The sequence below is a fragment of the Arenimonas aestuarii genome (assembly GCF_054781715.1).
Map to the genome: position 1 here is coordinate 120,579 of NZ_BAAGTW010000001.1, position 22,012 is coordinate 142,590.

At 67.0% G+C, this 22,012-nt stretch carries 21 protein-coding genes; 9 read left to right on the forward strand and 12 right to left on the reverse strand.

Features of this window, described 5'->3' with window-relative positions:
• Positions 1–2 precede the first annotated feature (2 nt).
• From ACYVJH_RS00550 to ACYVJH_RS00565, 4 genes are all read right to left on the reverse strand, one after another.
• Positions 3–1,076 (reverse strand): efflux RND transporter periplasmic adaptor subunit, encoded by a 1,074-nt coding sequence (locus ACYVJH_RS00550; RefSeq protein ID WP_460452732.1) that lies wholly within the window; start codon positions 1,074–1,076, stop codon positions 3–5.
• 173 nt (positions 1,077–1,249) lie between these two features.
• Positions 1,250–2,296 (reverse strand): GGDEF domain-containing protein, encoded by a 1,047-nt coding sequence (locus ACYVJH_RS00555; RefSeq protein WP_460452733.1) that lies wholly within the window; start codon positions 2,294–2,296, stop codon positions 1,250–1,252.
• Between the two features lie 154 nt (positions 2,297–2,450).
• Positions 2,451–3,212: an ABC transporter permease gene (locus ACYVJH_RS00560; RefSeq protein ID WP_460452734.1), complete on the reverse strand. Its 762-nt coding sequence runs from the start codon at positions 3,210–3,212 to the stop codon at positions 2,451–2,453.
• On the reverse strand, positions 3,209–4,150 hold the full coding sequence (locus ACYVJH_RS00565) for an ABC transporter ATP-binding protein (protein WP_460452755.1): 942 nt from the start codon (positions 4,148–4,150) through the stop codon (positions 3,209–3,211). Before ACYVJH_RS00565 ends, ACYVJH_RS00560 begins: the two co-directional genes overlap by 4 nt.
• A gap of 108 nt (positions 4,151–4,258) precedes the next feature.
• Here ACYVJH_RS00565 and ACYVJH_RS00570 point away from each other — a divergent pair, with 108 nt between their 5' ends.
• Positions 4,259–4,810 (forward strand): NADPH-dependent FMN reductase, encoded by a 552-nt coding sequence (locus ACYVJH_RS00570; protein ID WP_460452735.1) that lies wholly within the window; start codon positions 4,259–4,261, stop codon positions 4,808–4,810.
• On the opposite strand, the gene ACYVJH_RS00575 is transcribed toward ACYVJH_RS00570, so the two are convergent.
• Both ACYVJH_RS00575 and ACYVJH_RS00580 read right to left on the reverse strand, forming a co-directional pair.
• Positions 4,807–6,123: an MFS transporter gene (locus tag ACYVJH_RS00575; RefSeq protein WP_460452736.1), complete on the reverse strand. Its 1,317-nt coding sequence runs from the start codon at positions 6,121–6,123 to the stop codon at positions 4,807–4,809. The genes ACYVJH_RS00570 and ACYVJH_RS00575 overlap by 4 nt on opposite strands.
• Complete coding sequence (locus tag ACYVJH_RS00580; protein WP_460452737.1) at positions 6,120–6,371, reverse strand: DUF3297 family protein; 252 nt, start codon at positions 6,369–6,371, stop codon at positions 6,120–6,122. The genes ACYVJH_RS00575 and ACYVJH_RS00580 overlap by 4 nt, the downstream gene beginning before the upstream one ends.
• A 191-nt stretch (positions 6,372–6,562) precedes the next feature.
• On the opposite strand from ACYVJH_RS00580, the gene ACYVJH_RS00585 reads away from it, so the two are divergent.
• From ACYVJH_RS00585 to ACYVJH_RS00620, 8 genes are all read left to right on the forward strand, one after another.
• Positions 6,563–7,924: a sigma-54-dependent transcriptional regulator gene (locus ACYVJH_RS00585; RefSeq protein WP_460452738.1), complete on the forward strand. Its 1,362-nt coding sequence runs from the start codon at positions 6,563–6,565 to the stop codon at positions 7,922–7,924.
• Positions 7,925–7,950: 26 nt separating this feature from the next.
• The gene (locus tag ACYVJH_RS00590) at positions 7,951–8,496 is read left to right on the forward strand and encodes a TspO/MBR family protein (RefSeq protein WP_460452739.1); all 546 of its coding nucleotides are present in this window, start codon (positions 7,951–7,953) and stop codon (positions 8,494–8,496) included.
• Between the two features lie 39 nt (positions 8,497–8,535).
• Positions 8,536–10,692 (forward strand): ATP-binding protein, encoded by a 2,157-nt coding sequence (locus ACYVJH_RS00595; RefSeq protein WP_460452740.1) that lies wholly within the window; start codon positions 8,536–8,538, stop codon positions 10,690–10,692.
• Positions 10,682–11,761: a hybrid sensor histidine kinase/response regulator gene (locus tag ACYVJH_RS00600; RefSeq protein ID WP_460452741.1), complete on the forward strand. Its 1,080-nt coding sequence runs from the start codon at positions 10,682–10,684 to the stop codon at positions 11,759–11,761. The genes ACYVJH_RS00595 and ACYVJH_RS00600 overlap by 11 nt, the downstream gene beginning before the upstream one ends.
• A gap of 201 nt (positions 11,762–11,962) precedes the next feature.
• Positions 11,963–12,364 carry a hypothetical protein gene (locus tag ACYVJH_RS00605; RefSeq protein ID WP_460452742.1) on the forward strand — a complete coding sequence of 134 codons (402 nt, stop codon included), beginning with the start codon at positions 11,963–11,965 and terminating at the stop codon, positions 12,362–12,364.
• Positions 12,365–12,429: 65 nt separating this feature from the next.
• Entirely contained in the window at positions 12,430–12,873 is a 444-nt protein-coding gene (locus tag ACYVJH_RS00610; protein ID WP_460452743.1) for a PA2169 family four-helix-bundle protein, read from the forward strand.
• Between the two features lie 202 nt (positions 12,874–13,075).
• The gene (locus ACYVJH_RS00615) at positions 13,076–13,456 is read left to right on the forward strand and encodes an HU family DNA-binding protein (protein ID WP_188664269.1); all 381 of its coding nucleotides are present in this window, start codon (positions 13,076–13,078) and stop codon (positions 13,454–13,456) included.
• Between the two features lie 93 nt (positions 13,457–13,549).
• Positions 13,550–14,584, forward strand: a complete 1,035-nt coding sequence (locus ACYVJH_RS00620) for an aldo/keto reductase (protein WP_460452744.1) — start codon at positions 13,550–13,552, stop codon at positions 14,582–14,584.
• Here the strand turns inward: ACYVJH_RS00620 and ACYVJH_RS00625 are convergent.
• From ACYVJH_RS00625 to ACYVJH_RS00650, 6 genes are all read right to left on the reverse strand, one after another.
• Positions 14,556–15,101: a GNAT family N-acetyltransferase gene (locus tag ACYVJH_RS00625; protein WP_460452745.1), complete on the reverse strand. Its 546-nt coding sequence runs from the start codon at positions 15,099–15,101 to the stop codon at positions 14,556–14,558. The two genes, ACYVJH_RS00620 and ACYVJH_RS00625, sit on opposite strands and share 29 nt — an antisense overlap.
• A gap of 57 nt (positions 15,102–15,158) precedes the next feature.
• The gene (locus tag ACYVJH_RS00630; RefSeq protein ID WP_460452746.1) at positions 15,159–15,458 is read right to left on the reverse strand and encodes a hypothetical protein; all 300 of its coding nucleotides are present in this window, start codon (positions 15,456–15,458) and stop codon (positions 15,159–15,161) included.
• A 344-nt stretch (positions 15,459–15,802) separates the two neighbouring features.
• The gene (locus tag ACYVJH_RS00635) at positions 15,803–17,578 is read right to left on the reverse strand and encodes a GGDEF domain-containing protein (protein WP_460452747.1); all 1,776 of its coding nucleotides are present in this window, start codon (positions 17,576–17,578) and stop codon (positions 15,803–15,805) included.
• A gap of 19 nt (positions 17,579–17,597) precedes the next feature.
• Positions 17,598–17,870 carry a hypothetical protein gene (locus ACYVJH_RS00640; RefSeq protein WP_460452748.1) on the reverse strand — a complete coding sequence of 91 codons (273 nt, stop codon included), beginning with the start codon at positions 17,868–17,870 and terminating at the stop codon, positions 17,598–17,600.
• Positions 17,871–17,898: 28 nt separating this feature from the next.
• Positions 17,899–18,693: an SAM-dependent methyltransferase gene (locus ACYVJH_RS00645; protein WP_460452749.1), complete on the reverse strand. Its 795-nt coding sequence runs from the start codon at positions 18,691–18,693 to the stop codon at positions 17,899–17,901.
• A gap of 51 nt (positions 18,694–18,744) precedes the next feature.
• Positions 18,745–22,012 (reverse strand): non-ribosomal peptide synthetase (locus ACYVJH_RS00650; protein WP_460452750.1); only part of this gene is annotated, 3,268 nt, incomplete at its 5' end.

Here is a 22,012-nt window from a genome sequence, read left to right on the forward strand (position 1 = left end):
GCTCAGTCTTCCCCGGGCGCCACGGCCTGGCCGTCGCGCAGGGCTTCGTTGCCGCGGACCACCACGCGCTCGCCGGCCTCGAGGCCTTCGGCGATGGCGACCAGGCTGCCGCGATCACGCAGCACGCGTACCGTGCGCTGGCGGGCGATCCAGCCGTCGCCGTCGGCTTGGGCGACGAACAGGCTGTAGCCGCCGTCGGGCTGGCGCAGCAGGGCGTCGCGCGGCACGGCCAGGGCCGGCTGGGTGGCGGGCAGCGACACCACCGCGCGCGCCGAGGTGCCGGGCAGCAGGCGACCGTCGGCGTCGTCCACGCGCAGGCGCAGCAGGAAGGTGCGCGCCTGCGGGTCGGTCACCGGCACCCGCGCTTCGATGCGGGCGGGCAGGGCGTCGCCGGCAAGCGCGTCGGGGTACACCAGCACCGTGGCCTCGGCGGCCAGCGCCGCGAAACGTTCCTGCGGCACCTGCAGGTCCAGGCGCACGCGGTCGGTGGCGACCAGGTCGAGCACGGTGTCGCCCCGCTGCACCCACTCGCCGGCTTCGGCGTGTTTGGCGCTGACGACGCCCGCGAAGGGGGCGGGCAGGGCGTGCCGACGCACCAGCTCCTGCTGCTCGGCGGCGGCGGCGCGGGCGGAATCGGCTGCGGCGCGCGCCTGGCTCAGGCGGGCCTCGAGCGTGCCGACCTGGCTGGCGGGAATGAACTTGTCGGCGGCCAGACGCCGGCCCTCGGCCAGCAGGCGCCGTGCCTCGTCGGCCGTGGCCTCGGCTTCGGCGGCTTCGGCGCGCACCCGCGCCAGCGTGTGCCGGGCGACGGCGTCGTCGAGCTGCACCAGCACCTGGCCCGCTTCGACGCGATCGCCTGCGTCCACCTTCACTTCGCGCACCAGGCCGTCCACGCGCGGCGACAGGCCGGCGGCGCGGTCGGCGGTCAGCGTGCCGGTGAGCTGGAACTGTTCGCCGAAATCGGCGACCTGCGGCTGCATCACGCGCACCGGCACGGCGGCCAGCGCCGGCAGGGCGGCGACCGCCATCATGGCCGCCACCAGCCAAGGCGCCCGGGGGCGTTGATAACTGCGCATGCGTTTTCCCCACTCCTTGACCCGGCAGAGCCTAGCAACCGTGCAGGCCCGGGTAATGTGAAAGTGGGCAGTCTATTGCCAACGCGAATCACTCGCACCGATGGTTGCCGCGCTTCCGGCCTGCCTGCTGGCTGTCCTGGCCTGTGCGCGGCCGATGGCCGCGTGCGAGAACCTCAGCGCAGCGGGCGGCCGGACACCAGGCGCAGGCGCCGCTCGCCGGGGCGCGAACTCCCGGCATCGAAGCTGACGCGGTCGCGGCCGTCGTCCTTGGCCTGGTAAAGCGCCGAATCGGCGCGTGCCAGCCAACGCGGCCAGTCGTCTTCCGCCTCCAGCGTGGCGGCGCCGATGGACGTGGTCACGCGCAGGCCCTCGGCCAGCGGTTCGCACTGCACGGCGTCGCGGACCTTCTCCAGGGCCGCACGCGCACCGCTGTGGTCGGTGTCGGGCAGCAGCAGCACGAATTCTTCGCCGCCCAGCCGATAGAGCCGGTCACGCTTGCGGATGCAGGCCTGCACGCGCTCGGTGAAGGCCATCAGCACCCGGTCGCCGGCGTCGTGGCCGTAGTCGTCGTTGACCAGCTTGAAGTGGTCCAGGTCGAGCACGGCCAGGGTCGCGGGTTCGCCACGGGCATGGTGGCCCTTCAGGGCCTCGGCGAGTTCCATTTCCATGCAGCGCCGGTTCGATATCCCGGTCAGGGCGTCGCGGGTGGCGAGTCCTTCGAGCAGCTTGCGCTGCACGTTGGTGAGGCTGGCGAAGATGAAGGCGTACAGCATCACCAGGGTCGCGCTGACGGCGAACGCCGCCATGGTGAGCGACGAATCCGGCGGCGCCACCAGCAGCCCGGCGATGATCAGCAGCGTTCCGCAGACCGTGGCCAGCAGCCGCGGCGCCAGCATGTAGTTGGCCAGGATCACGGTGTAGGCCCAGAAAAGGCCGGCCGGTCCCAGCACGCCACCGAGCAGCGCACACGACGCCGACACCACCACCGCATTGATCTTGCCGGCCAGGTTGCTGTTGCCGGTTCGCCAGGCGAAGGCGGCGTTGCCGATCATCACCACGAGCAGCACCAGGTCGAGCGCCACCGCCAGCCATTCGCCGTTGAGCGCCCGCACCACCGCGAACGGCGTCACGCCGACGACGGTGACGCCGGCGAACAGCAGGATCATCGCCAGCCGGACGTCGGTGCCGATGCGATTCTTGAGGGCGTGTTTGAGCAGCATGGCGCCAACTGTGCGCCTGCGCAGTGGGCGGGTTTGCGACCCGGGTCGCGGATTGGCTGCTATCGCGGCCGGGCGCCCGGGCCGGTCGTCCGTTCTGTGAACAGACTCACCTTCGTTCGCGGGCCGGATTCGCCAAGTGCTTCACGAAATCGCCTCAGGCCTTGAGTCGCCAGCCCGAGCGGAAGATCGCGCGCACGGCCGCCAGGCACACCACCAGGAAGCCGACGATGGCCGCGAAACTGACCACCACGTCCACGTCCGACTGCCCGAAGAAACTCCAGCGGAAGCCGCTGATCAGGTAGACCACCGGATTGAACAGCGCGATCTTCTGCCAGACCGGCGGCAGCATGTCGATCGAATAGAACGCGCCGCCCAGGAAGGTAAGCGGCGTCATCACCATCAGCGGGATGATCTGCAGCTTCTGGAAATCGGTGGCCCAGAGCCCGATGATGAAACCGAAGAGACTGAAACTGACGGCGGTAAGCACCAGGAACAGCACCATCGCCAGCGGGTGCGCGATCTCGTAGTCCACGAAGAAGCGCGCCGTCACCAGGATCAGCAGGCCCAGCATCACCGACTTGCTGGCCGCCGCGCCGACGTAGCCCAGCACGGCCTCGACCCAGCCCACCGGCGCCGACAGCAGTTCGAAGATCGTGCCGGCCCACTTGGGCATGTAGATGCCGAAGGCGGCGTTGGAGATCGATTCGTTCAGCAGCGACAGCATGATAAGGCCGGGGATGATGAAGGCCCCGTAGCTGACGCCGCCCACTTCGCCCATGCGCGCACCGATCGCGGCACCGAAGACCACGAAATACAGCGACGTGGTGAGCACCGGCGAGAGGATGGATTCGCCGATGGTGCGGAAGGTGCGCGCCATTTCGAAGCGATAGATGGCCTTGACCGCGTGCCAGTTCATGCCGCACCTCCCTTGCCGCCGCGGTGCACCAGGTTGACGAAGATTTCCTCGAGCGAACTTTCCTGGGTGTTGAGGTCGCGGAAGTCGATGCCCTGGTCGGCCAGCCGGCGCAGCAGGGTGGCGATGCCGGTGCGTTCGCCCTGTACGTCGAAGGTGTAGACCAGCGACAGGCCGTCGTCGGAGAGCTCCAGCGGCTGCCCGGCCAGCTCGGCCGGGATCGCCGCCAGCGGCGCCTGCAGGTGCAGGGTCAGCTGTTTCTTGCCCAGCTTGCGCATCAGCGCGTCCTTTTCGTCCACCACCACCAGTTCGCCGTGGTTGATCACGCCGATGCGGTCGGCCATTTCCTCGGCCTCCTCGATGTAATGCGTGGTCAGGATGATGGTGGTGCCCTTGTCGCGCAGCTCGCGGACCAGGTTCCACATGTCGCGGCGCAGCTCGACGTCGACGCCGGCGGTGGGTTCGTCCAGGAACAGGATGGCCGGTTCGTGCGCCAGTGCCTTGGCGATCAGCACGCGTCGCTTCATGCCGCCCGAGAGCGCCATGATCTTGCTGTCGCGTTTGTCCCAGAGGCTGAGCGAACGCAGCACCTTCTCCAGATGGGCGTCGTCGCGCGGTTTGCCGAACAGGCCGCGGCTCAGGCGCACGGTGGACCAGACGGTTTCGAAGGCGTCGGTGCTCAGCTCCTGCGGCACCAGGCCGATCCTGGCGCGGGCCTGGCGGAAGTCGCGGACGATGTCGTGGCCGTCGGCGACCACGCTGCCGCGGCTGGCATTGACGATGCCGCAGACGATCGAGATGAGCGTGGTCTTGCCGGCGCCGTTGGGGCCGAGCAGGGCGAAGATCTCGCCGCGGCGGATGTCCAGGTCCACCGACTTGAGCGCGACGTGGCCGCTGGCGTAGGTCTTGCCAAGGCCGCGGATCGAAAGGATGGGGTCCATGCGGGTGTCGTGGGTTGGCGAGGTGGCCATGGTAGCGCCTGCGGGGCCGTGCACGAGCCGTGAACATGCAGGTCGGTACGGTGGCCATCCCACACACGGAGCAACCCCATGACCCGACTGCTTGGCATCTCCGGCAGCCTGCGCGCCGGCTCCTACAACACCGCCCTGTTGCAGGCCGCCCGCGAAGTGCTGCCTGAAGGCGTCGAACTCGAGATCGCCACCCTGCACGGCATCCCGCTGTATGACGGCGACGCCGAGGAAAAGCACGGCATCCCCGCCGCCGCCGAAGCCCTGAAGGACAAACTGGCTGCCTGCGACGGCCTGGTGCTGTGCACGCCCGAGTACAACCACTCGATTCCCGGCGTGCTCAAGAACGCCATCGACTGGATGTCGCGCCCGGGCGCCGACAAGGAGCGTGTTTTCGGCAAGCGCCCGGTGGCGCTGCTGGGCGCCTCGCCCAGTGGCTTCGGCACCGTGCTGGCGCAAAACGCCTGGCTGCCCGTGTTCCGCATCCTGGGCATGCGCTACTGGTCCGGCATGGAGCTCATGGTGTCGGGCGCGCACAAGGTCTTCGACGACCAGGGCAAGCTCCAGGACGAAAAGGTGAGCGAGCTGCTGCGCAAGCACATGGCCGGGTTCACCGCCTTCGTGCGCGGCTAGCCGGGCTGTTGCACCTCGGGCAGGCGCCGGCACAGCCAGGCGCCGGCCAGGCCCATGGCGGCCAGCACCGCCAGCGCCGCCGGCACCGACGCCGTGCCCACCGCGCCCGTGATCGCACCGGTAACCAGCAACAGCACGCCCATGGCGGTATTGCTGACGGCGACGTAATCGGTGCGCTTGTTGCCGCCGGCCAGGTCCACCAGGTAGGTCTTGCGGCCCAGGCGCACGCCGTCGTGGGCGACGCCCAGCACGAAGAACAGTCCCACAAGCACCCAACCCGCCGCCTCGCCGTCGAGCCAGGCATCGCTGCCGATCGCGGCCAGCGCGACCACGCTGGCGAGGCTGCCGGCGGCGATCATCGTGCGCCGGCTCGAGCTGTCGGCGAACCGGCCCCAGAAGGGGCTGGAAAGCAACGAGGCCGCGCCCGCGGCGAGCAGGAAAAGGGGCAGGCCAGCCCAGTCGCCGATGCCGTTCGCGCGCGCCAGCAGCACCAGGAAGGGTGAGCTCAATGCCGATACGAGCAAAAGCGCCCGCGCCAGCACGAAGCGGCCGAAATCCGGTTCGTCGCGAAGCAGCCGAAGTTTGCCCAGGGCCTCGGTGATGCCGTTGGCGCCGCCCTCGGTGCTGCCGGCGTCTTCCCGGATGCCGCCGTAAATCGCCAGGGCCAGCAGCCAGCACGCCGCCGCCGCGACAAGCAGGCCGCCCAGCAGCGCCGGCCCCGAATCCCGGCCCCACCACAGCAGGATGCCGCCCACCGCCAGGCTGATCGCGCCCGACACGCTGGCCGCATATCCGCCCAGCCGGCCGCGGCGGGTCTTGGGCACGGTCTTGCCAAGCACGTCCTTGCTGGCGATCGAATTGAGGCCGCGCGCCAGGCTGAAACAGACCAGCAGGCCCAGGATCACCGCGCCGGCCAGCGCGCCATCGAGCCAGAACGCCGCGGCCGCCATGCCGGCCACCGTCGCCGCCTGCAGCCACGCGCCCAGCAGCCATGCCGGCTTGCGCCGCGGCATGGCACGCACGCGCGCGGCGATGAAAAGCTGCGGCAGCATCGAGCCCGATTCGCGGACCGGCACCAGCAGGCCCACCATCCACGCCGGTGCCCCCAGCGCACCCAGGGTCCAGGCCAGCGTCGTCTTCGGGCTGGCCAGCGCGTCACCGAGTTTGGTCAGCGCCATGGCCCCGAGCTGGCGGAGGAAGTTGCCTGGCAGCCGGGTGCAGGCGCTGTCCGGGATGTCCTTGCAGACGCGACCGTCCTCGTCGCCGACCAGGGCGTCGTAGACGGCGTCGAGGCGGTCCCGGCCCTGCGTCACGCCGCCGGCGGGGCGTCCAGGAACCAGACTTCGACGGTGCCCTTGGCCTTCATCGTCATGGCGTTGCCGTGCCGGTCGAGCGACTTGCCCACCGGCAGCCGCACCCACCCTTCGGAAATGCAGTACTCCTCGACGTTGTTGCGCTCGACGCCGTTGAAGCGCACGCCGATGCCGCGCTCGAGCAGGGCTTCGTCGTAGAAGGGGCTGCGCGGGTTGACGCAGAGTCGGTCGGGCGGGGTGTTGCTCATGGGATCTGCCTGCTTGGAAAGGCCGCCAGTTTAGCGGCAGCGGCAGGTTTGCAAAATGCACTGCACCTGCCCAGTATGAATGCAATTTGCAGGCATTCGTCGGGCCCGATGGAAGCAATCCCTGCAAAATCAAGGGTGTGGCGCATGGCATGCCCCTTGCTAACTGTTTTCCAGACCCTTTGGAGTCCACCGTGAGCAACTCCTCCACCGCCCCCCAAGGGCGGATCCTGGCCATCGACGACGACCCCGGACTGCTGCAGAACTTCAGCCTGTGCCTGGAGGACGCCGGCTACCGCGTCACCACGGCCACGCGCCTGCAGGAAGGGCTGAAGCTGGCCGCCAGCCAGCCCTTCCACGTCTGCCTGCTGGATCGCGACATCGCCGGTGAATCGGGGCTCGAGGCCCTGCCGCGCCTGCGTGAACTCGCGCCCGGCCTGCGCGTGGTCATGGTCACGGCGCATTCGCAGGTGGACGATGCGGTGCGCGCGATCGCCGAAGGGGCCGCCGACTACCTGGTCAAACCCTGTTCCCCGGCGCAGCTGCGCATCGCGGTCGCGCGCCAGCTCGACACCCTGGACCTGTTGAGCCGGCTAGAAACGCTCGAGCGACAGCAGCCGCCGCAGGATGCCGCGCTGGAATCGAAAAGCCCGGCGATGGCCGAAGTGCTGGCCGTCGCCCGCCAGGTCGCGCGCACCGATGCCAACGTATTGCTGCTGGGTGAATCGGGCACCGGCAAGGGTGTCCTGGCCAACGCCATCCATGGCTGGAGTCCGCGTGCGGCGCGACCCATGGCCACGGTGAACTGCCCCTCGCTGTCGGCCGAACTGCTCGAAAGCGAGCTGTTCGGCCACGCCAAGGGCTCGTTCACCGGCGCCACGCAAAGCACCCAGGGCCGCGTGAGCCACGCCGACGGCGGCACGCTTTTGCTCGACGAAGTCGGCGACTTCCCGCTGGCGCTGCAGCCAAAGCTGCTGCGTTTCGTGCAGGACAAACAGTACGAGCGCATCGGCGAGCCGGACACCCGCCGCGCCGATGTCCGCATCATTTCGGCCACCAACCGCGACCTGGAAGCGATGGTGCGCGACAACAGCTTCCGGCTCGACCTGCTGTACCGCCTGAACGTGATCAGCCTGGTGCTGCCGCCGCTGCGCGACCGCCGGGAGGACCTGGCCGACCTGGCCAACGCCTTCGTGCGCCGCTACGCCGGCAGCTACCACCTGCCGGCCCGCCGCCTTTCCGACAAGGCGCTGGCGCGCATGCAGGCGTATGCCTGGCCCGGCAACGTGCGCGAACTGCAGAACGTCATCGAGCGGGCGGTGATCCTGTGCACCGGCGAGGACATCGGCCCGGAGCACCTGGCCCTGGGCGGTGACCCCTCCGCCGCGTCCGTCGACGATGGCGTGGCGGTGGGTGCGCCGGTGTCGATCGAAACCCTCGAGCGCGCGCACATCCAGGCCGTCATGGCCGAAGCCGACACGCTTGAAGCCGCCGCCCGCACGCTGGGCATCGACGGCTCCACCCTCTACCGCAAGCGCAAGGCCTACGGGCTTTGATGCACGACCCAAGGAGTGCCCGGTAAGTGCCCTACGAAAGACATGCCCGCCCGGCATCGCCCGTCGCCAGCCCCAGCCCGCCCGCGTGGCCGGTGCACTGGCGCGACGGTGTCGCGCTGCTCGCCTGGTTGGTCATCGTGCTCGCGGCCGGGGCCGCGGCCGGCGTGCTGTTCCCGCCCGGCGACTGGTACCAGGCGCTGGGCAAACCCAGCTGGAACCCGCCGGCGTGGTTGTTCGGCCCGGTGTGGACGACGCTCTACGTGCTGCTGGCGATCGGCGCCTGGCTGGTCAGCCGGGAACCCGGGCCGTCCGCCGATGCCGAGCGCCCCAGGGCCTGGCTCGCCTTCGGCCTGATGGCGGCGCTCAACCTTGCCTGGACGCCGCTGTTCTTCGGCCTCGAATCGCCGTTCCTGGCCTTCGTGGACATTTCGCTGCTCTGGGGCGTGCTGGTCTGGATGACCCTGCGGTTTGGCCGCGTGCGTCCGCTGGCCGGCTACCTGCAGGTTCCGATGGTGCTGTGGGTGAGCTTTGCCCTGGTGCTCAACGGCACCATCTGGCTCATCAATCGCTGAAACGGCGGCGCCGGCGCGCCACGGTGGGGGAAGGCAGACATGCCACACAGACAAAGCAATTTCCGGTACCGCGTTTTCACTGGGCTGATGTTGTTCGCGGTGGTCGTGCTGGCCGGGACCTCGCTGCTTTCGCTGCGCGCCACCGAGGAGCTCGAGCGGACCGTCGAGCGCACCAGCCGCACCCAGCAGCTTCTGCAGCAGGTGAGCGCGTACTGGGGGCAGGTGGGTGACAGCGAAGCGCACGGCATGCGCTACCTGATCACCGGCCGCGCGGAGTTCCTCAACGAATACCGCAGGGTGCTCGGCGAGCTTGATGCCAGCCTGGAAGCACTCAAGGCAATGACGAGCGCCGACCCCGTCGCTTCGCACCTGGTCGAGGTGCTGGCCATCAAGAACGCCGACCGCCTGCGGTATTACTCCGAGCTGCATGCGCTCAAGGCAATGACGGCCGAGGGAAACGTCGCGGCCGACGCGCGGGTGGCGCAGCGGCTTCGTGGCGGTACCGGTGCCCGGTTGCTGGCCGAAATGCAGGTGATGATGGATAACCTGGCCGCGCACGAAGAAGCGCTGCTGATCGAGAATCGCGACAAGCGCAACCAGATGATCCGCCAGAACTGGGCGACGGTGATGGTGGCCAATGCGCTGGCGCTGGCGGCCGGCCTGGTCGGTTTCCTCGCTACGCGGCGCATGCAGCGCCAGGCCCAGGAAGCGCTGCGCCTGGAGTTCCGCGCCGAACAGGCGCGCCAGTCCAGCCAGGACAAGTCGGTGTTCCTGGCCAGCATGAGCCACGAGATCCGCACGCCGATGAACGCCATCTTCGGCTTCACCAACCTGTTGGCCGAAACCCCGCTCGACCCGCGCCAGGCGACGTATGTCGATTCGATCCGAAAGAGCGGCCAGGCCCTGCTGTCGCTGATCAACGACGTGCTGGACCTGTCGAAGATGGAGGCCGGCAAACTCGAACTGCGCGAAGAGGCCACCGATTTGCGGGAAATCGTCGACCAGACCCTGACGATGTTCCAGCAGGTCTGCGTCGACAAGGGCATCAGCCTTCGCGCGGATTTTGATGGCCGGGCGGAACTGCCGGTGATGGTGGACCCCGTGCGCCTTCGCCAGATACTGATCAACCTGGTGTCGAACGCGGTCAAGTACACCGAGACCGGGGGCGTCGTCGTGCGCGTGGGCTGCCACCCCGGCCGGGAGGACGATCGCTGCCACCTGCGCATCGAAGTGCTCGACAGCGGCACCGGCATTCCGGCGCACCAGCTGGGCATGATCTTCGAGCCCTTCGAGCAGGGCGACAGCGTCGACGGCAAACACCGCGAAGGCACCGGCCTGGGCCTGAGCATCGTGCGTCGCCTCGCGCAGCTGATGGGCGGCGAACTGTCGGCCGAGAGTACGGTGGGCGAAGGCTCGGTGTTCCGCCTCGAGGTTCCCGACCGTGTCATCAGCACCGACTCGGTGAGCCAGCAGCCCGAGCGCGGCCAACAGGTTGATTTCGACCGGCTGCCGCCGCTCAGGGTGCTGGTGGTGGACGACGTCGCCTGGAACCGCGACCTCGCCGTTGCCTATCTCGCCGACTCGCACCACCGGGTGATGCAGGCGGGAGACGGGCTGGTGGCGCTGGAGCAGCTCAAGGCCAAGGGGGCCGATGTCGTGCTGATGGACCTGCGCATGCCCGTGCTGTCCGGGGACCAGGCCCTGCAGCGTATCCGCGCCAACCCAAAGTGGCGCGACATCCCGGTGGTGGCGGTGACCGCGTCGAGCATGAGCGAGGACGAGCACTGGGTGCGCGCACGCTTCGATGGCTACGTGCGAAAGCCCTATTCGAAGGCCGACCTGTTCGAGGCGCTGGCCGTGCACTTTCCGCCGCGCAGGACTGAGCCGGAAGCGCTAGCGCCCGCACCCGACGCAGCGGTCGCGCGCGACCCGGGCCCGCAGCAAAAGGATGCCGAGGCCCTGGCCGAGCTCAAGGCCCTGCGCGCCACCTTGCCGGCGATGCGCGGCAACCTGCGCGTGCGCGAAGTCGCCGCCGCCGCCGGCCACCTGGCCGGCCTGGCCGGGCGCCTGGACTGGCCCGCCCTGGCCAGGCATGCCCGCGAACTCAAGCAGGCCGTGGATGCCTTTGATGTCACCAGCATGCGGCTGCTCCTGGCCAGCTGCCCCGATCCGGAGGCCATTACCGATGAACAATGAACGCGCCGCCCTGGTCATGGTCGTCGACGACCAGGAGGCCAACGTCAGCGCCGTTGGCGGGCTGCTCGCCCGCGACGGATTCGACGTGGCGCCCTGCCTGAGCGGGAAGGAGGCCCTGGCCGGCATTGCCGCCGCCCCGCCGGACCTGTTGCTGCTGGACATGCGCATGCCGGGCATGGACGGTTTCGACGTGCTCGAGGCCCTGCGTGCCGACGAGGCGACGCGGGACCTTCCCGTGATCTTCCTCACCGCCGACCACGAGCGCGATTCTCTGGTTCGCGCCTTCTCGTCGGGTGCGGTGGACTACGTCACCAAGCCCTTCGTGCCCGAGGAGCTGCTGTCGCGCGTGCGTGCGCACACGGCGCTGAAGCTGGCGCGCGACCACGTGCAGCAACTGGCCCGGGAACGCCAGGAAAGCCTGGAGCTGATCGCCCACGACCTGCGCAATCATTTCACCAACGTGCTTTTTTCGGCCGACATGCTGGCCAGCCGACAGTCCGACGACGCCGGCGGCAAACTGGTCGATTCGATCCGCAGCGCCGCCGACACCGGCCTGCTTTTCCTGGAGGCCGTGCTCGACCAGGCCGCGGGCGAGGCGCGCGGCGAGCCGGTCGAGCCGCTGCCTGTCGGCCAGGTGGTGCAGGACGCCGTGGCTGCCCATGCCGAGCACGCGCAGGGCAAGGGCATGCGCCTGGACCTGCAGCTCGAGCCGGGCCTGCTGGTGCGCGGGCAGCGCCTGGCCCTGGGCCACGTGCTGCAGAACCTCGTGTCGAACGCGGTGAAGTACGCGCCCTCGGGCAGCGTGGTCACCGTCAAGGCCGTGGCACACGGCGGCAAAGCCCGGTTCCTGGTCATCGACCAGGGGCCGGGCATCGCGCCGGCCGAGCAGGACCAACTGTTCCAGCGATTTGGCAAGCTCTCGAGCCGGCCGACCGGCGGCGAAAGTTCGACCGGGCTGGGGCTGTCGCTGGCCAAGCAGAAGGCGCGCGCAATGGGCGGCGACCTCTGGTACGACCCGGCGCCGTCGGGGGGTGCCTGTTTCACGCTGGAGATGACCCGCGTGCAGTGATCCGGCCCGCCTGTCGCCTTGCAGGCTGCATGCGCGGCCGTGCATATCGCAAGGTCTTCCCGGGGCGTTGGCGTCGCAAGTCCTTGTTCCTGCGTGCGCCGGCGCTTGGCACGCACCTTGCTGCCTCTATATCCGACGACGTCGCCGCCGCCGCTCCAACGGCGCGGTGCTGTCGCGATTTCCCAACCATGGAGCTTTCGCATGAACAATTTCACCCGCACCGTCCTGCCGCTGGCGATCGTGATGGCCCTGGCGGCCTGCCAGGAAACCCCGCAGGAAACCGCCGAGGACGTGGCTGAAGCGCGCATCGAGGCCGCCGAGCAGACCGAGGAAGCCCGCCAGCACTACGTCGAGGCCGACACGATGGAAGAGGCGATCGACGAGCGCGAGGACCTTGAGCTCGCCGCCGCCGAAGGCGCCTACGAGGTCGCCAAGGAACAGTGCGATGCCCTGACCGGCGGCGCCAAGGACGTCTGCATGGCCGAGGCCGAGGCCGCCTACGAGGCGGCCAAGGAAGCGGCCCGGCAGCGCCAGGAAATGGGCGAAGACATGCTCGACGCGGCTGAGGAAGCCGTCGACGAGATGGACGACGCCATCAATTGACGGGCACCGGGCCCCCGCCCGGTACCGTGCACCACCCTAAGGAAGACAAGTCCAAGGAGGACGCCATGACCAACAAGACCACCGCCACCCTCAACCACCTGGTCGAAGCCCTCAACGACGGCATCGAGTTCCACGAGCATGCCGCCAGGGAAACCAACCAGCCCGCCTACCGCGACCTGTTCCGCAACATGGCGCAGGTGAAGAAGGCGATCGCCGCCGACCTCAAGGCCGAAGTGGCCAAGCAGGGCGCCGAGCCCGACAACGACGGCACCTGGCTGGGTGGCATCCGCGAGGGCTATGCCCAGCTGAAGTCGAAGATGGTCAAGGACGCCGACGCGACCTGGATTTCTTCGATCGAGGAGCAGGAAGACCGCGTACTCGAAGCCTTCCGCGATGCCCTCGACGGCGAGCAGCCGCCGAAGGTGCGTGAGCTGGCCGCGCGCTACCTGCCCGAGGTCAAGAAGATGCACGACCAGATGCGTGACCTGAAGCGCGCCAAGGCGGCCTGAGACCGCCCTCCCTCCCGCGGTCCCCGGCGTGCTGGCCGGGGGCTGCGGGAGGTTTTTGTGGGGCCAGGGCGGCCCGGTAGCAAAAAAACCCGTGTTTTTAACGGTTTTGCACTTGGCGGCGGCTGGAACTTGCCCTACATTCATCAGGCCGGGGCAAGCCCAGGCACCCCAATTACCCATCCAGAATCACGGGAACAACAAAATGGCTACCAAGAAAGCTGCGAAGAAGAAGGCTGCCCCGAAGGCCGCTGCCAAGCCGGCCGCGCCCAAGCCGATCAAGGAAGCGCTGACCAAGTCCGGTCTGGTGTCGCACATCGCCGACAACACCGGCCTGGCTTCCAAGGACGTGCGCGCCGTGCTGGCCGCGCTCGAGAACGCCGTTCACGGCTCGGTCTCGAAGAAGGGCGCGGGCAGCTTCACCCTGCCGGGCCTGCTCAAGATCACCTCGGTCAACGTGCCGGCCAAGCCCAAGCGCAAGGGCATCAACCCCTTCACCAAGGAAGAGCAGTGGTTCGCCGCCAAGCCGGCCACCGTCAAGGTGAAGATCCGTCCGCTCAAGAAGCTGAAGGATTCCGCGGCCTGAGGCCCGGATTCGCGATGCGGTAACGCGCGCGAAAGCAGAATCAGCGGGGTGGGTGCTTCGGCACCCGCCCCGTTTTCATTTCAGGAGACCCCCATGGAATACCGCTACCTCGGCCGCTCCGGCTTCCGTGTTCCCGTGCTGTCCTTCGGCACCGGGACCTTCGGCGGCGAAGGAGAGTTCTTCCGGGCCTGGGGCGCCACGGACGTGGCGCAGGCGCGGCGGCTGGTGGACATCTGCCTGGAGGCCGGCGCGGCGATGTTCGACAGCGCCGACATCTATTCCAAGGGGGCGGCCGAGTCGATCCTGGGCGAAGCCATCGCCCACCGGCCGCGCGACGAGATCATCCTTTCCACCAAGGCGACGTTCCGATTCGGCCCGGGCGAAAACCAGGTGGGCTCCTCGCGCCACCACCTGCTGCGCTCGGTGGATGCGTCGCTCAAGCGCCTGGGTACCGACTACATCGACATCTTCCAGCTGCATGGCCAGGACACCCGCACCCCCGTCGAGGAGGTGCTGTCCACGCTCGATGCGCTGGTGCAGGCGGGCAAGATCCGCTACGTCGGCGTCTCCAACTTCAGCGGCTGGCACCTGATGAAATCCCTGGCCGCCGCCGACCGTCGCGGCTGGCCGCGTTACGTGGCCCAGCAAACCTACTACTCGCTGGTGGGCCGCGATTACGAATGGGAGCTGATGCCGCTGGCCGCCGACCAGGGCCTGGGCGCCATCGTCTGGAGCCCGCTCGGCTGGGGCCGGCTGACCGGCAGGATCCGTCGCGGCCAGCCGCTGCCGGAAAACAGCCGGCTGCAGTCCAAGGTCGCGGCCGACAGCGGCCCGCAGGTGGACCAGGATTATCTGTACCGGGTGGTGGACGCGCTGGACGAGGTGGCCGCGGAAACCGGCAAGACCGTGCCGCAGGTGGCGCTGAACTGGGTGCTGCAGCGGCCGACCGTCAGCAGTGTCATCGTTGGCGCCCGCAACGAGGACCAACTGCGCCAAAACCTGGGCGCCGTCGGCTGGAACCTGACGCCCGGGCAGGTCGCGCGCCTGGATGCCGCCAGCGAGCGGCCCAAGCCGTATCCCTTCTGGCACCAGGCCAGTTTCAGCTACCGGAACCCGACGCCGGTGTAGCCGCGGCCGGCCGGTCGATTTCGTAGACCAGCAGCGTTTCCCCGTTCAGGGCCCGCGGCCCCTGCAGGCGCATGCCGACGGATTCCAGCAGCCGGCGTGAGGCGGCGTTGCCGGTGGTGACGATGGCCAGCACGCGCGGCAGGGCCAGTGGGCCGAAGGCGAAGTCCAGGGACAGCTGTGCTGCCTCGCGCGCCAGGCCCTGGCCGCGCCACTGCGGCAGGAAGGCATAACCAAGGTCCGGGCCCGGCAGCAGGTCGCGCCGGACCAGGCCGCACATGCCGGCGAGGCTGCCGTCGTCCTTCATCTCGACGGCCCACAGTCCGAAGCCGTTGCCGGCATAGCTGGCGAGCGGGCCATCGCGCAGGTAGGCGCGGGCCTGCTCGAGGTCGCGTACGCCGCGGTCGCCGATGTGCGCCAGGAAGCCCGGGTCGTTGAGCAGGGCGAGCGCAAAGGCGGCATCGTCCTCGGTGAGTTCGCGAAGACGGAAACGGTGGGTTTCAGGAAGGGTGTGCGGCATGGACGGCCCCGGGTGGACCGCCCGATTATCGCAGGGCCGGGGTGTCGCGGTTGGGTCTCAGGGCGTCGCCAGGGTGACCTGCTGCAGGCCGTCGTGCATCGCGACCATGCGCTGTACCTGCGGCATGTGCGGCAGGCGCCGCTGCTGCTCGGTGCCGAGCGACTTGCTGTCGAAGCGCACGTTCTCGGGCACCACGATCTTGAAGTGGATCGTCGCCGACGCCGAGACCTTCGCACCTTCGCCGCCGACCGCGAACTCACCCTTGGCAAGGGCCGGCTGGGCCACGGCCATCGCCAGCGCGGCGCAGGCCGCGAGGCGGACGAGGAGGGCAGGCTTGGCGAGGCGCTTGGCGTTCATCGTTCTGCTCCTGGGGGGAGGAACCAAAACCGGGGGAGGTTTCGTATTCCTTGGAGAGCAGTCTAGGAAGCGGCGTAAGTTGTTGATGGGCAACGGATCACACTTGCCCACTGTGGGAGATCACGCACACTTCCCGACCAAATTCGATCAAATCCGGTCATCGGACACGGTTTGCCTGCGTCGGCCGTCACAGTTCGCCTTCAAACCGTGGGCCGCCGCTTTCTGCATCTGAAGGCCCGCTAACTTCAGCAACGTCCGGGCAAATAAATTACGGCCAGTCATTGCGACGGGCCGTGAAGGATTTTCTCAGGGGTGGGCGTGGCGTGGCCGACACCCGCGCAGGCCTACGTTGCGGCGATCTCGGTGGTGTCCGACTGCAGGCCATGCGTGCGCACGCGATCGCGACCAGCGTGTTTGGCCTGGTAAAGCGCGTCGTCGGCGCGGCTGAGCAGCTGCAGGAAGTCGTAGCCGCTGGCGTGGGTACCGGCGACGCCGAAGCTGGCGGTGACGTTGAACACGTGGCCGGTGGGCGAGGTGTCGATCGCGGCGATGCGCTTTCGGCAGGACTGCGCCAGCGCCACCGACGACGGCAGGTCGCAGCCCACCAGCAGGAAGGCGAACTCCTCGCCGCCCAGGCGCCCGAAGCGGTCGTTCTTGCGGCAAACGTCGGCGCAGACCTTGGCGACTTCGGCCAGCACCCAGTCGCCGGTGGCGTGGCCGAAGCGGTCGTTGATGGACTTGAACTCGTCGAGGTCGAACATCACCAGGCCGGCTTCTTCCCCGTCCTTCCTGCAAAACGCCAGGGCCTCCTCGGCGCGGTGGCTGAAGTGCATGCGGTTGGAAATGCCGGTCAGTGCGTCGGTTTCGGCCAGGCGCCGGAACAGGACCTGGGCCCGTTTCGTCTTCCATGCCCATAGCGCCATGGTGCCAAGCAGTACGGCCAGCAGCGCGACCAGCAGCTGGGTGTTGCGGGTGGCGAGCGCCGACGCTTGCTTCTCCAGGGCCAGCACTTCGTTCTGGCGGTTGAGCAGTGCGATTTCCTGGGACTTGCGGTTGGTTTCGTGCCGGACCATCTGGTAGGCCATCTGCTTGGCCTGGGCGTCGTCCAGGTAGGCCTTGTCCGCGGCTGCGTAGTTCCGGTAGTGCTCCAGCGCCTCGGCCATGTCACCACGCATCAGCGCAATCTCGTAGAGAGTGTGGTGGGCAACGACCACGGGCATGGAGAACTGGGTGTCACTACTTGCCGCGATGGCCAGACGGGCACGGCGCTCGGCGCCGGCAGTGTCACCCGTGGCCAGCAGGTGTTCGGCCAGCAGGGACTGGATTTCGCTGACCAGCCGCGGGTAGCGGGTGGCCGTGATTTCCGGAAGATTGTCTTCCAGGACGCTGATTGCAGACTTCAGGTCGCCGCTCTGGGCGAGCATGCGGGACAACTGGCTGCGGGCGAGGTTGGCGGCGAGTGCTTCGTTGAGTGCTGCGCACTTGGCGATCAGTGCCTCAACCGCTGAAGGTGGGTCGACGAACAGGTCGAGCTCCCGCATCGCCTCCATCCGAAGATAGCCCGCGAAACATGCGCTTCGCTCGCTGGGCTCGCTTGCCAGGATGTCTTCGGAAAGCCGATGTCCAAGCTCGTACTGGCCTACCTGGTTGTAAAGCAGCGCGGCAACGGTGGATCCGTCATGGCGGAGCTGGCGGTCATGGATGTTGGGCAACAGCTCCAGGCTGCTCTCCAGGTAGGCGAGCCCATTGCTGAAGTCCCGTGTTGCGGCATGGCTGTTGGCCACGAGCAGCCCTGCCCGGAAACGAAGCGCATCGATCTCGCTGGTTTCAAACAGACGGGAAGCCTGCTGGATCGCCAGGTCGTAGCGGCCCGAGTAGGCAAGCTGGTAAGCCTTGAGGTATTGGAGATGCTCGAGCTGGGCGGGGCTGGCCTCACCGGTCCTGCTGGTCAGTTCCGAGAGTTTCGAATCGAAAGCTCCGGGGTCCAGGCTGCGCAGGTGGTCGGCCTCCTCAAGCAGTTGCTCGAAGGGAATCTGTTCGGCTTGCGCGCACCATGAAGACGTCCACAGCACCAGGGCGGTCAGGACGGCAACGCATCGGGAGGCATGAGCGGTCTTCATGGTGCGCCCGGCAGAAGGATCAGGCTGCGCGGATGTTTTCTTCCTTGTCGTTGTCGTCCCTGTCCGGCTCGTCGTCCTGCTGCTTGTCGTCTTCCTCGGCGGGGACGAGCAGGCAGAAGACATTCTGGCGTCCACCCAGGATCAGGTTGATGGCGTCCTGGTCACGGTTGATCAGGGCCTGGCGCATCGCGTCATCCACTCCAAGCGCGTCCACGGCGGCCACGAGCCCGGCTTCGGCCGTCGTCGCGCTGCCATCCCCAAGTGCTTGCAAGAAATCAATCACCTTCGACATGTGGTTTCCCCATTGGTATCAGGATCGGTCAGCCGTCGAGCCCGGGACCGAGCTCGTTCAGCTTCGTAAGCATACTTGTATTTGCCTCCATGCCAATCGCCGGCGGCAGGACCATGGTGGTTTTGATATCCAGGGCGGCAGTGGGGAGCTTCCGGAGTTCGATGGGCTCCTTCCGGGCGACATGCAGCGCCAGGGTGGGGGCCTCATAAAGCAGGCAGCCGTGGTCCAGCGGATAGTCCTCGGAGAGCAGATCCACCAGCAGCTGGAGCCGCTCCGGGGAGGTGTTGAAGCGTCCGAAGCTGCGATCCCCGGCGACACCGACCTGCCAGAGCACCAGGTAGGCACTGGGGTCGATGCGCCGACGGTAGAACATCAGCTGGCTTGCCTCGTAGTGCTGGCAGCCGAATTGTCCGGGGTCGATGCCCAGGTCGGCGTACAGGCAGTCCTCCGCCGAGATCCCGGGCTCCATGACCGCGTCGAAACCCTCGGCCAGTGCCTGCGCCACGGCCACGTGCGGTGCCCGGGCGAATACTCCGGGGTGGCCATAAAAGGCGCCGCAGACCTTCTTCCCCTTGCGCACTTCATCGAGCATGGCCGCGACCATCTCCCGATAGGTCTCGTGCCGGGACTTGCCCACGCCATAAAAGGGCTGGAGGCTCTGCACGTTGGGGTGCATCTCCTGCAGCCACAGCTCGACGATGGGGTCGGAGACCGCGGCGAATACCACGTCCGCGGTGGCGATATGGTTCCGGGAGCGCGGACTGATGTGCGCCCCGAGTGTCATGCCGATGCCGACACAGGCCAAGCTGCCCTTACCCTTCAAACTGCTATCCCCTTGAACTGCATGGGTCGTCCTGGCCCTCGTGCTGAGAGCCTACCTTGGGGCTTCCGACCTGGACAACCACGACTCGATTTTGAGGGCCAGGCCTACCAGGAATGGTGGCTGCAGTATCGAATGATGGTCCCCGGCAACCTCGGCCACCACCAGGGCATTCGCCGCAAGCGAGTCCTTCCAGCTCTTATCGGCCCGGAGCTCGGTGCCTGTCGCAGTGAACAGGACTGCTTCAATGGCTTCGGTCGGAAGCCAACTCATGGCGGCGTGGTGAAGCGACTGCTGGCGACGCAGGTAGGCGGCCGCCTCGGATTCAGGCATGCCCCTGAGCCAGGGAAATACCAAGGGGTCGCGGATGGCGCGGGCGGCCTCAACCAGACCCTGCAAACTCATATGGTCGACGCCTTTGCGCAGGTCCTCCAGCCTGGCCTGAAGCCCAGGGTTCCCGAAAGCTTCGGTCTGCATCTGGGTAAGTAGATGGGCCTTTTCTTCGCAAATAAGTTCGGGTGGCGTCAGGTTTGCCAGGAGATGTGAGTCCAGCATCCCCAAGAATTCGATCTCATGGCCACGTTGTTTCAATTGGGTCGCGGTTTCGTAGGCGAGAAGCCCCCCGAACGACCAGCCCAGAAGCCTGTAGGGCCCGCGGGGCTGAATCTCCAGGATGAGTCCAATCATTCGTTCCGCCATGGCAGCCATCGTGCCGGGCTGGATCTCGCCGACGGGGCAGGAGGGCAGCCCATAGAAGGCAGCCGATCCGTGGCCGAAGGCTTCGGCCAGTTGCCTCGCATAGGCGAGCATGCCGCTTCCATCGTGGAAGGCGAACACCGGCCTCCCAGGTCCCTCAGTCAGCCTCTCTGCGGCTACCTGACCCTTTCCAAGTGGACCGCCGGAGATATGGGCTGCCAATCCGCTGATTGTCGGATACCGAAACATGTCCGGCAACGGCACGGTCACTCCTGCAGATGAAAGACGCGCAGAGACCCTGAATAGCAGGAGAGAATGACCACCCAAGTGGAAAAAGTTGTCGTGCCGGCCAACGCCTCGGCGGCCAAGGACGTCCATCCACGAATCCGCAATCAGGTTTTCCAGCTCTCCCTCGGGAGCCTCGAACCCGGCCAGCGCGAATGCCATGGAATCAGGCTCCGGGAGCCGGTCGTGCGCGAGTTTTCCATTGGCCGTAAGGGGCATCTGCTGCAGGACAACGAATGCGCCGGGGATCATGTATTCAGGCAGGAAGTCCGCCAGATAAGATCGCAGCTTCTTGGGGACTTCTTCTTCCTGCTCGTGGCCGGGGGCGGCTACCAAGTAAGCGACGATCTGCTTTTCGCGCGCAGCATCCTCACGAAGCACTACCACTGCCTCGGCTACCAGCGGATGTGTCGCCAGCCGCGATTCAACCTCGCCTAGCTCAATCCGGAAGCCCCGAAGCTTAACTTGGCCGTCGTTCCGGCCAACAAAGCAGAGGTTTCCATCAGCACGCCATCTCACGATGTCGCCGCTCTTGAAAAGGAGCGTCCCGGGCTGCGTCGACCAAGGATCCGGAATGAATCGTTCGGCAGTAAGGCCTGGACGATCCTGGTAGCCCTGGGCGACACCGGCGCCTCCGATATGGAGTTCGCCGGCGACCCCGATAGGGACGGGCGCCCCATGCCCGTCTAGGACATGGCAACTGACATTGGCAAGGGGTCGGCCGATAGGAGGGTCCTCCGTTTCATCGGCCCGACACAAATAGCAAGTCGAAGCGATTGCCGCTTCAGTCGGCCCATAGGCGTTGAGCACGCGTCGGTTGCGAGCCCAGTAGCGGGATAAGGAGCCTGGAAGGGGCTCGCCGGCAAGCGTGATGGTTGTCAGACTCGCCAGCTGATTCGTATCCGCCAGCGTCGACAGGACGCTAGGTGTCATGCAGATGTGGCTGGCACGAGAGCCATGGATTTCCTTGGCGAGCTGGTCCCCGATCAGCTTCTGCCCCCCGGAAGGGAGGCACAAGGTTCCACCGCAGCAAAGTGATAGGACCAGGTCGAAAACGGACATGTCGAAACCGATGGGTGCGACCTGGAGAATGCGGCTTCCGGGGTGGATATTGAACAAGTCCGCATTGTCCGCAACCGTAGCCAAGACTGCCCTGTGCCGGATCACGACGCCCTTCGGAGTGCCGGTAGAGCCGGAGGTATAGATCAGGTAGCCGTCGGCGTCGTCATCCAGATCCGGAAGGAAAACGTCTGACTCCGGGGATCGCCGCAGTTCATCGATAGCTAGCGCGACCTGTGGAATCGAAGTGCACCCTGGCGAGGCGACCTCCCCTGCTGCTACCACAATGAGAGCAGGCTTGGCGTCGGCGATCATGAAGGAGATGCGATCTTCGGGGAGCTCCCTGTCTATTGGGAAGTAGACACCTCCTGCCATCAAGCAGCCGAGAAATGCGATGGGCTGTTCCATCCGCCTAGACATTTGGATGCCGACAATCTGCCCAGATTTGATGCCAAGGCCAACCAAGGACTTCGCGAATCTGGAGGCCAGATCTAGAAGCTCTTCATAACTCAGGGACCGCGCCCCTTGAACTACCGCCAAGTCGAAAGGCCGGGTGCGGGCGTGTAACGCGGCGCGTTCGTGAATAAGCTGGCGCTTCTCTACGCACTCCCTGCGAGGCCACTTTGCAAAGCGGTTGACTTCAGCGAGCATCTCCTCGCCCATGAGCGGAATGTTCGATATCCGGGAACCGCTTCGCGGAATCAAGTTCGAAAGCAGGTTTTGCCAGAGCGCGGCGAATCGTTCCGTGCTGGTCGATTCAAAAAGTGCCCTGGCGAAACTGAGATCGCAGAATAGTTTGTCGTTTTTCGGTGAAATCGACAGCGCGATATCGAACGGTGATCTCGCGGGACTGGCAGGGACCAGCAAGGTTGCGGATGCCTGTCCGAAACTTGCATTGCGAACAGGATTTTCCATCCAGGCAAACGCCACTTGGAAAACCGGGTTATGCGAGAGGTTTCGCTCGGAGCCGACGAGGTCGACAACCTGTTCGAAGGGGATGTCCTGGTGCGCCAGCGCGTCGAGCGCCGTGGCCCGGGTGCGGGCCAGCAGCTCGGCGACGGTGGGGTCGCCACTGAGATCGATGCGCAGCGGCAGGGCGTTGACGAAGAAGCCGATCAGGTCCTGGGTCTGGCCATGGTCGCGGTTGGCCGTGGGCGTGCCGATCACCAGGTCCTCCTGCCCCGAAAGCCGCGAAAGCAGCAGCGCCCAGCTGGCGAGCAGGGTCTGGAACAGCGTCGTGCCGTGGCGCTGGCCCAGGCGGCGCAGCGCGGCCGTGAGCTCG